Consider the following 10,655-nt stretch of genomic DNA (forward strand, 5'->3'; position numbering starts at 1 on the left):
AATAAGATCATATAGTACGTTTTCGTACGTTTTCAACATCTTCTCTAAACAAATATTTAATGTAAGTATTTGATAATCAAATTAATTCATTATTTGGCATTGATTTTGGATATTCTTAATTAATGCAGAAAATAATAAGTTCAAACTCATTTTTAATAATAAAGTCATGTTAAAGCAACATATTCTATTGTTTTTCAGAACAGCATTGAAGGATAAGAAAAGCATCATCATTAATATTCTTGGTTTATCTGCCGGACTGGTTTGTTTCATATTAGCAAATGTCTATATAAACTATTTAAAAAGTTACGATAAGTTTCATGAGAATAAAGAAACGTTGTATCAATTAGTAAAACATGATTTTAACGGAGCGCAATTTCAGCATGATTTCTATTCTTCGTATGCACTTGCACAAACAGTAGAAAGTCAATTGCCCGAGATTAAAGAGATTGTATCTGCTACTTCAGACTATTCTTTTTTTGTTTCTTCTGAAGAAGTAAAGCTAAAAACCTTTGGAAAATATGTAGGAGAGAATTTCTTTGATATTTTTACTTATAAAAACGTAGCTGGTGATGCAAAAAACCCTTTAAAAGATGAACAGTCAATTGCGATTACTGCTAATCTTGCCAAACGTTTATTTGGGAGTACGAATAATGTAATAGGCAAGATTGTAGAAATTAAAGGAATTGGTGATTTTTCTGTTTCTTCTGTATTTGAACTTCCTTCCAATACGTATGATATTTTTGATTTTGTGATACCCTTAAAAGTATTCATTTCTCAAAACCCTTCCATACGAAATGATTGGACTGAAAACATTTTCAAAACTTATTTTTTGGTAAATCAAAATACAGATCTTAGTAAGATAAATACCAAAATCACAAGAATAAACAGTGAAAATAACGGACTCGAGATTAGACAGAAAGTATCTGCGGTTAAATACACAGATTTGTCTTTGGGAGCTAATTTTGAGAACGGTGAATATCGAGGAAGTTCAAGTGAAACCGTTTTTAGCATTATTTTATTAATGGCTTTTGGTGTTTTAATAATTGCTTGTATTAATTATACTAATATGGCTACAGCGAAAGCATTAAGTAGAATAAAAGAAATTGGAATAAAAAAAGCTGTAGGAGTTTCAAGAGCCCAATTAGTCATTCAGTTTTTAACAGAGATATTTATTATTACCTTAATAGCAGTTTTGCTTTCCATAATTCTGGTAAGTATTTTATTGCCATCTTTTAGTAATTTAGTAGAGCTGCCGCTTGAAATAAAATTTAGTCCTGTCTTTATTGCTTTTATAGTTTTCATGATTTTGTTTGTGACTGTAGTAGCCGGCGGATATCCTGCTATTTACCTTTCAAGATTTAAATTGCTAAATGCCCTTAGGGGAAGTGTAAAGGGTTCTTTTACAGATATTTTTGTAAGAAAAGGGCTGGTCTGGTTTCAGTTTTTTGTTTCAATAGTACTTATTGTTTTTGTTTTAATACTTAATAAACAAATAGATTTTATACTCAATAAAGATCTGGGACATAATATTAAAAATACCTTATCCATAGAAGCCTCAGGGGAACTGCAAAAAAATACAGATACCTATTTAGCAGAGTTGAAGAACATACCCGGTGTGGTGAATGCATCTACTATTTACGATGGTTTTTATAACGAATCTCTTTATGACGGGGTAGAATGGGAAGGAAAACCAATGGAAAAGAGTGTTTATTTTAATATTAGAAGGGTTGGAGCAGACTTTTTTAAAACTACTGAAATAGGAATTCGTGAAGGCCGTAATTTTAATCGTACTTCAGACCAACCATATACCAAAGCCATTATAAACGAAGAAGCGGTTAAAAGAATGGGATTATCTGAACCCGTGGGTAGAACCATTACGTTCAACAAACAAAAGATGAATATTGTAGGAGTTGTAAAAGATGTACATCTAATACCTGTTTTTAAAAGCATTGAACCGTTACTTTTTATTTATAGTAATGATGTAAATAATATTATTGTAAAAACGAATAAGGCAAGTAATAATGCCCTTGCTCAAATAAGGGCTTTATCTACTTCTTTTAATCCGGAATATTCTTTTGAGTATAGATATATTGAAGATATGCAGTTAGAAAAGTTTAAATTCTTAATGAGCCTTTCAGATCTTTCATTGTACCTAACGATAATTGCAATAATTATATGTTTCCTTGGCGTATATGGGCTTACCGCTTTCAATATAGAACGTAGAAAACGGGAAATAGGTATTAAAAAGGCCTTGAGCTCAGGTAATGTCAGAATATTTAAATCGCTCACGTTTGATTTGGTTAAAATTATTTGTGTTGCCCTGGTGGTTGGTCTTACACTTAGTTACTTTATTCTTGATTCGGTACTACAGGTAAGTTTTTCATACCGAATTGATTTAAAACTATGGTATTTTCTAATTCCTGTTCTTGTTTTATTTTTTGCCACCATGACAGCAATAGGACTTCAAATGTCAAAAGTTTTTAATATTAATCCTATTGATTACTTAAGAGAGGAATAATAATAGAATTCTCTGTTAATTTTCAAAATACCTACATATATCTTGTACTTGCCTTTGCAAATAGGGCAAGTACAACATTCTCCCAACTATCAAATACGTTTTCCTTAATACCTACAACTATTTTTTTACATCATAAGTAGGGCTTATGTCCTTGGGATGAATTCTATCTAAACCCGGAATTTTTATCAAGGACTTCCGCACATTTTCTTAAAAAATATAACAAACGGTAAAAGTTATAAAAGCACTATCGCCATATAACATTCCTATATCCGTAATAGTTTAAATCTTATAATACATACTTCAAATGATAAGCACAGATAACAACTGGCAGGCAGTAAGTATACTTGAAAAACTAAGTTTACGCAGTAATGAAGACAAAAAAGCCATTAGGTTTTTGAATGACAATACCGAAGAAATTGGAAACATTAGTTATCAAGAACTTAATACAAAAGTAGAAGCCTTAGCTCTTTATTTAACTACAAAATTATCTGTTGGAGAAAGAGCACTTCTTTTATACCCTTCCTCTATAGAATTTATTATCTGTTTTCTCGCCTGTTTAAAAGCAGGTATTATTGCCGTTCCTGTAAATGCACCATCCAGTAGAAGGCGTCTTGATAGGTTAGAAAATGTGTTGATTGATAGCGATTCAAAGTATATACTTACGATTCCTTCTTTATATAATAAAGTTTCAAAATGGATGAATGCAAATGAAGAGTTTGCAGAAGTTCCGGTTTTACTTACAGATGCCGTTTTAAAACAAGAAAATACGCAAGCACAGTTTCCAGAAGTATATGCAGATAATATTGCTTTTCTGCAATACACATCAGGATCTACAGGAGTGCCCAAAGGTGTGATGGTTACACATGGCAATATCGCCCATAATTGTACACTTATTAGAAATCTACATGGCTTAAATGAAAATACAGTTCATGTTGGATGGCTTCCTATGTTTCATGATATGGGATTGATTGGAAATATTCTGAGTACTATCTATGTAGGAGGCACCCTGATTTCAATGGCTCCCGTAAGTTTTGTAAAAAAACCTGTTAATTGGTTAAAGGCAATCACCACTTATAAAGGAACCATCACCGGAGCTCCCAATTTTGCGTACGACTTATGCATAAACAATATAAGTGAAGAGGAGTTTGATGTTATTGATTTGAGTAGTTGTAAGGTGTTTTTCTGTGGAGCAGAACCTATTAAAGCAAAAACACTTGCAGATTTTGCTACTAGATACGTCTCCAAAGGTCTTAAAGCTAATTATATTAAGCCCTGTTATGGAATGGCAGAAACCACTCTAATTGTAAGTAGCGTAAATAAAGAATGCTACAATGCGATTAGTGAAAACAATAAGAATAACAAGCACACCTTTATACTTAATAAAGAGGAATCTTACCCTTTTAATAAGGGCGAGAAAGTATTTGTAACCGGGGGAGAGGTATTGGAAAATATGCAAGTAATAATTGTAGATCCCAATACCAAAAAAGAATGTGAAGAAAGAAAAGAAGGAGAGGTATGGATTAAAGGTGGAAGCGTTGCTAAAGGGTACTGGAACAAATCTAGGCTCACCGAAAAAACCTTTAATGCTTCCTGTACAGATTTAACAGGAAATATTGCTGAGGGTTATTTAAGAACCGGTGATATAGGATTTCTTAGCGAAGGAGAATTGTATATCTCTGGCCGACTCAAAGAAATGATGATTTTTAATGGTGAAAATTATTTTCCACAGGATATTGAGGCAGTTGTACAAGAGCTATCAGATGATTTTGTTTTGAATGCAGGAGCTGTTTTTAGTATTAATAAAGAAGGTAAAGAAGAGTTAATCATAGCTCAGGAAATAAAGAGAACATCATTAAAAACATATAATGCAAAAACACTTTATGAGAAAATTGCTAGAGAGGTATATGAACTTTTTGAATTAAAAGCGTACGATATTTTATTTCTACAACCAGCAAGTATTCCAAAAACTTCCAGTGGAAAGACACAGCGTACTTTATGTAAAAAACGATATGAAAACAACAACTTTAAAGGAATTGTAGGGCGGTTACAAGATAGCTTAAAGGTTTCTGAAGATAAAAATCTACAATTAGAAGGTAGAGCTAAAGAGATAGCAGCATTTATTAAACAAGAGGTTGCAGGTGTACTACAAATACCTGCTGGAGAACTGTTAGATAATTCCAGTTTCTGGAAATATGGTTTAGACTCTATAAAAATAATTCAATGTACGCAGACACTTGAAAACTATTTAAATGCAGAACTCTCTCATCAATTATTTTGGGAGTTTCCTACCATTCAGTCGCTCGCAATACATCTATCAAAAAACGAAAAAACATTTGCTCCTAAAAAACAGGTTTTGCTTCCTGAAATCAATATGGATCATTCAAATAAGTATGAACCCTTTCCATTAAATGAAATTCAGCAAGCGTATCTGGTAGGTAGAAGCGATATGTACGACCTTGGGAATATAGGTTGCCACACGTATTTGGAGTTTATGCAGCAAGAATTGGATCCAGCAAGATTTGAAATGGCTTTGAGAGCAGTTATTAAACGCCACGATATGCTGCGAATGGTCATTAATGAAGAAGGGAAGCAACAAATAATAGAAGAAGTACCTGCCTACAAAATTCAGTTGGTAGATCTTACCAAATCAGACAATAACCAGATCATTGAAAGCATCAATGAAATACGTGGTAGAATGTCTCATAAGGTGTATTCGGGCAAAGAATGGCCGCTTTTTGAAGTAGCGGTAACTTGCCTTCCAGACAATAAATTTTGTATTCATTTAAGCCTTGACCTTCTTATTTTAGATGTTTGGAGTATTGTTCTCTTTAGCAAAGAATGGCAAAAGATATATGAAGCTCCAGAAACAAAACTTCCAGAATTAGAGGTTGGATTTAGAGATTATGTACTGGCCGCAGAACAGATTAAAACAACTTCCCAATACGAGAATGCCATGAAGTATTGGCAAAATCGATTGAAAGATTTTCCACTTGCTCCAGCATTACCCTTAATGAACGATCCTTCTACCATTTCAGTTCCTCAATTCAGAAGGTTAGATTACAGGCTTCCCAAAGCGAAATGGGAGGCTCTTAAAAAACAGGCGCAAGAACATGGCATCACACCATCAATAGTTTTATGTACTTTGTATTCCTATGTGCTTAGCAAATGGAGTTCCAAACCTAAATTCACGATTAATACCACCCTCTTCAACAGATTACCGCTACATGCACAGGTTAACGAACTATTGGGAGATTTTACCACGCTAATTCTTTTATCGGTTGATTTCTCCAAATCTCAAACCTTTGTTGATCAAGGCAACGCCATTCAAGCCCAGCTATGGAGCGACATGGAACACAGATTGGTCAATGGCATTGAAGTACAAAGAGAACTTGGTAAAATTGAAGGTGCCAATGCTGCAAGAATGCCCATTGTTTTTACGAGTTCTTTAGGTTTAAATGAGGATTCTGACACTAATGGTATCTTAGAATGGATGGGAGAAAGGGTGTATGGAATTTCTCAAACACCACAAGTATGGTTAGATTATCAGATCTTTGAAGAGAAGGGCGATCTCATTTTTAATTGGGATTTTGTAGAAGGGTTATTCTACCCCGGCATGATTGAAGCCATGTTTGAAGGTTTCTGTGACATGCTTAATAATCTTGCGACCGAACCTTTAAAATGGAATCAAGAACTACCCGTTCTTCTCTCACAAGAGCAACCCCATATATTAGAAGCTTACAATGCTACCAAAGCGGCTTTTGAAAAAATTCCATTGCACGGAGGATTCTTTCAAAGTGTAACTAAATATCCTCATAAAGAAGCATTGATAGCTGCTAATCGCAGAATGAGTTATAAAGAACTCGGTGCCTATGCAATACAGATATCAAAGCAAATTACTTTGTTGAATGTACCAGCAGAAACACAAATTGCGGTTTTAATAGAAAAAGGGTGGGAGCAGGTTGCTTCTGTATTAGGAATTCTGCATGCTCAAGTGGCTTACCTTCCTCTTGATATTGATTTACCCGAAGAAAGAATAGCATATTTACTAGAGGCAACAGCGGCTCCTCTTGTCCTTACGAATGCCGCCTCGAAAAAAAGATTAGAATTTATAGATAATCACAAACTACTTGTAGTAGATGAATTGGAGGTAGATATAAATGAACCCATCTGTTACGATAAAAAAGCGTATGAATTAGATAAACTTGCTTATACCATATTTACTTCAGGATCTACCGGACTTCCAAAAGGTGTGATGATAGATCATACCGGAGCCGTTAATACCATTCAGGATATCAATGAAAAGTTTGCTGTAAATAGCACCGATAAGGTATTTGGAATTTCAGCGTTGAATTTTGACTTGTCTGTATATGATATATTCGGAACGCTTGCCGCAGGAGCCACTCTGGTAATTCCTAATGAGGTAGAAAGACGAGATCCGGAAGCATGGTTACGCTGGATCCATAAGGAACAAATTACAATATGGAATTCTGTTCCTGCATTAGTTTCTCTTTTGGCAGAAGAGGCAGTAAATAAAAATATAGGAAACCTTCCTTCTTTACGTCTTGTCATGATGAGTGGAGATTGGATTCCCCTTGCATTACCTGAAAAGTTAAAGAAGCTAAATCCGGCTGCTGATATCATAAGCCTTGGAGGAGCCACTGAAGTTTCTATTTGGTCTATTTATTATCCCATAAAAAAGATAGCATTAGATTGGGTGAGTATTCCTTACGGTTACCCACTAAAAAACCAAACATGTTATGTGCTTAATACAGCATTAGAACCATGCCCCTATCACGTAATAGGTGATATTTATATAGGAGGAATTGGAGTAGCCATGGGGTATTTTAAAGATCTGGAAAAAACAAATGCAAGCTTTATAGTTCACCCCAAAACAGGAGAGCGCTTATACCGAACTGGTGATCTTGGCAGGTTCAAGCCAGAAGGCTTTATAGAATTTATGGGCAGGGCTGATAATCAGGTAAAGATCAACGGTTACAGAATAGAATTAGGGGAGATTGAAACACATCTTCAACAACATCCAGAAATTAAAGATTGTACGGTAGTTGCTTTGCAAAATGAAGGCTCTAATTCGTATCTACACGCTTTCACCGTAGAAAATTACTATGATTTAGATATTAAGACATTAATTACAAAAGATTTACTTAAAGAGAACTCCAGACGCATTGAGTTTAAACTTAAAAACAAAGGCTTACGAAAAATTGACAAGCCAATAAATACAGTAATACTTCCTTCTTCCTTTAATCAGGATTCTGGTAAAATATCCAATACATCAAATTCAGACAGATTTACAAAAGAAACGTTGGGCACTTTATTAAGTGCTCTCAAGGCCTATGAAGTAAAAGGCGAGATACTTCCAAAATACTTCTATCCTTCTGCTGGGAGTCTTTATCCTGTTCAATGCTATATTCTAGTACCAAAAAATAAAATAGAAGGTATTGAAGAAGGTGCTTATTATTACAACCGCGAGCTACATGCTTTAGAGCAATTAAAAAAAGAGGTATTGTCTGATGAAATTCAGATGAGCTTTATAAGTGACTTGAAAGCGATAAGACCTATGTATGGAACGCTGGCGCCTTTATTTAGCTGCAGAGAAGCTGGACATATGTATCAATTGCTTACTGAGGTATCAAATAATTTATCTCTTGAGCTGGAGGCAAATAAAAGCGATGAGATACTAAAAAATTGTTTTGAACTTTCTGAAGACCATATAGTATGTCAACATTTTTCTCTAAGTTTTGAAACTTCAAAAAACAAAGAATTTGATACGATTGTTTTTAGTAATTCCTTAGCTGAAAATCAGGTATATCGAAAATTCCTCCATGATAAAGTAAAAGAGGAAAGCTTGGTGAATTTATTGAATGATACATTTTCAGAATTGAATTTTATGCCAGAAAATTTAGATGTAATGGTTTATATCAAGCCAGATACATTAGAAGAAGGCTACGGAAATTGGTTTGAGTATGATAATCTGTCTAAATGCTTTAATAAAGCATTTAAAAGAGTATCGTTAGACCCTGTTATTTATCCTCTTGATTATAAGGCTGTATATCGTTCAGCAGGATTCGGTATTTTCCTAATTCAAAAAAATAGACCTGAAAAAGAAAAAATTAAAGATTTTGATACCACTCAAATCATCCAGATAGGATTTGTAATGCAATCGCTCTTTAATGAGGCTGCAAAATATAATATTGGTTTATGTAATGTTGGTTTGATTGATGAAAGATTATTATTTGACCAATTAAAACTATCTCATCACGAGAATTTAGTATATAGTTGTTTGGGAGGAGCAATAAAAGCTGAAAATAAAACGGAATTCATTGGCAATGATCAGCCTGATTCAGAAAACCTCTCAAAAGAACTAAAGGCATATTTAGCGGGAAGAATACCAAAATATATGGTTCCCGCAGCATTTACACAATTACAGGAAATACCATTAACTGCTAATGGTAAAGTAGATAAAAAGTTATTAAATGCATATAAAATAGAAGTAAAAGAATCTAAAGATTATATAGCTCCATCGGGAGAGATGGAAATGCAATTGGCAAATTTCTTTGGAACTTTATTACAAATTGAAAAAATAGGCCGTTACGATGATTTTTTCGATTTAGGCGGAAATTCAATACAGGCAATTCGTTTACTTACAGATATTAGAGGAACATTTGGAGTAGAGATTTCGGTAAGGACAATCTTTGAAAATCCAACTATTGCCCTGCTTTCAGATCATTTACAGATTCTAGAGAAATCTCAGGTGTCTATAATTACCAAAAAAGAACGTCCTGATTTAATTCCACTATCCTATGCTCAGGAACGTTTGTGGTTCATAGACTATCTGGGAGGAAGCATACACTATCATTTCCCGTACGCCTTACGTATTCATGGAAGTTTAAATATTCACGCATTTACAGCTGCAATTAAGAAAGTGGTTGAAAGACATGAATCTTTAAGAACGGTGTTCAATGAAAATAACGGTGATATTTACCAAGAGGTAATGGATGCCTCTCGCTTTGAAATAGGTTATGAAAACCGGATCTTTAAAGATGAAGACGCCTTAAAAGAATATGTTTTTGAGTTATCTGCAATTCCCTTTGGTTTAGAATCAGATTATCTTATGCGAATAAACTTGATCGCTACAGGTAATCAGGAATATATTATGGTGTTGATCATGCATCACATAGCTGCAGACGGTTGGTCTGTACCAATTTTTGCAAATGAACTGGAATTATATTATAATGCATATGTCAGAGAAGAATCTTTTGAATTGCCCGCATTACCTGTACAGTATGCTGATTACAGTTTATGGCAGCGAAACCAACTTTCTGAAGAAGTACTAGAAGAGAAACTCCGTTGGTGGTCTTCGCATTTAGAAGGGATTGAGCCCTTGGAGTTACCTACAGATTATGCACGTCCGGCTTTGCAGAGCACCTCTGGTGCGCGTTATGACTTCAGTTTAGACGGAGAAGTATTAGAAGGGCTCAAGTCGCTTTCTCAAAAGAACGAGAGTACACTTTTCATGACCCTTTTAAGTCTTTACAATGTACTTCTATACAAATACACCGGGCAGGATGATATCTGTGTAGGGATTGCCTCGGCCAACCGCGAACAAGCAGAGATCACTTCACTGATCGGCTTTTTTGTTAATGCCATTGCCATCCGTACCCGTTTAGATGAGACCGCTTCTTTTGATGCCCTACTCACTTCGGTTAAAAAAGTAACCTTAGATTCGTATGCCTATCAAGATGTTCCTTTTGAACGTATTGTAGATCGTGCGGTAACTTCTCGTGATCGTAGTCAGGCTCCTTTATTTCAGACGATGTTGACTTTTCAGAATACCGATCAGGTAACAGAGATCAATCTGGAGGGCATGGATATAGATTTCATAAAATTACCTATTACCACGTCCAAATTTGATTTAAGTTTTGATGTTGCAGAGGTTGGAGATAATTTGGTTATCGGGATAGAATACTGTACTGATTTGTTCAAGGCATCGACCATTGAACGAATGGCTGTTCATTTCAAGACATTGGTTGATTCGGTAATCCACGACAGTACCCAACCCCTTCACCAAATAACATTACTTAGTGAAAGTGAGCAAGTTTTTTTACTTGAAGGATTCAAT

2 protein-coding genes are annotated in these 10,655 nt (G+C 34.6%); both read left to right on the forward strand.

Going from position 1 to position 10,655, the window contains the following annotated elements; translation table 11 throughout:
• Nucleotides 1-166 precede the first annotated feature (166 nt).
• On the forward strand, nt 167-2,518 hold the full coding sequence (locus WBG07_RS19000; protein ID WP_340203660.1) for an ABC transporter permease: 2,352 nt from the start codon (nt 167-169) through the stop codon (nt 2,516-2,518).
• 304 nt (nt 2,519-2,822) lie between these two features.
• Nucleotides 2,823-10,655, forward strand: a 7,833-nt coding sequence (locus WBG07_RS19005; protein WP_340203662.1) for an amino acid adenylation domain-containing protein, incomplete at its 3' end; no start/stop codon positions are given.

Source organism: Ascidiimonas meishanensis (assembly GCF_037782385.1).
Classification (GTDB): domain Bacteria; phylum Bacteroidota; class Bacteroidia; order Flavobacteriales; family Flavobacteriaceae; genus Ascidiimonas; species Ascidiimonas meishanensis.

Bases quoted from the DNA above. Each gene is read 5' to 3' on its own strand.
- WBG07_RS19000 (WP_340203660.1), top strand. From the start codon at position 167: ATGTTAAAGCAACATATTCTATTGTTTTTCAGAACAGCATTGAAGGAT.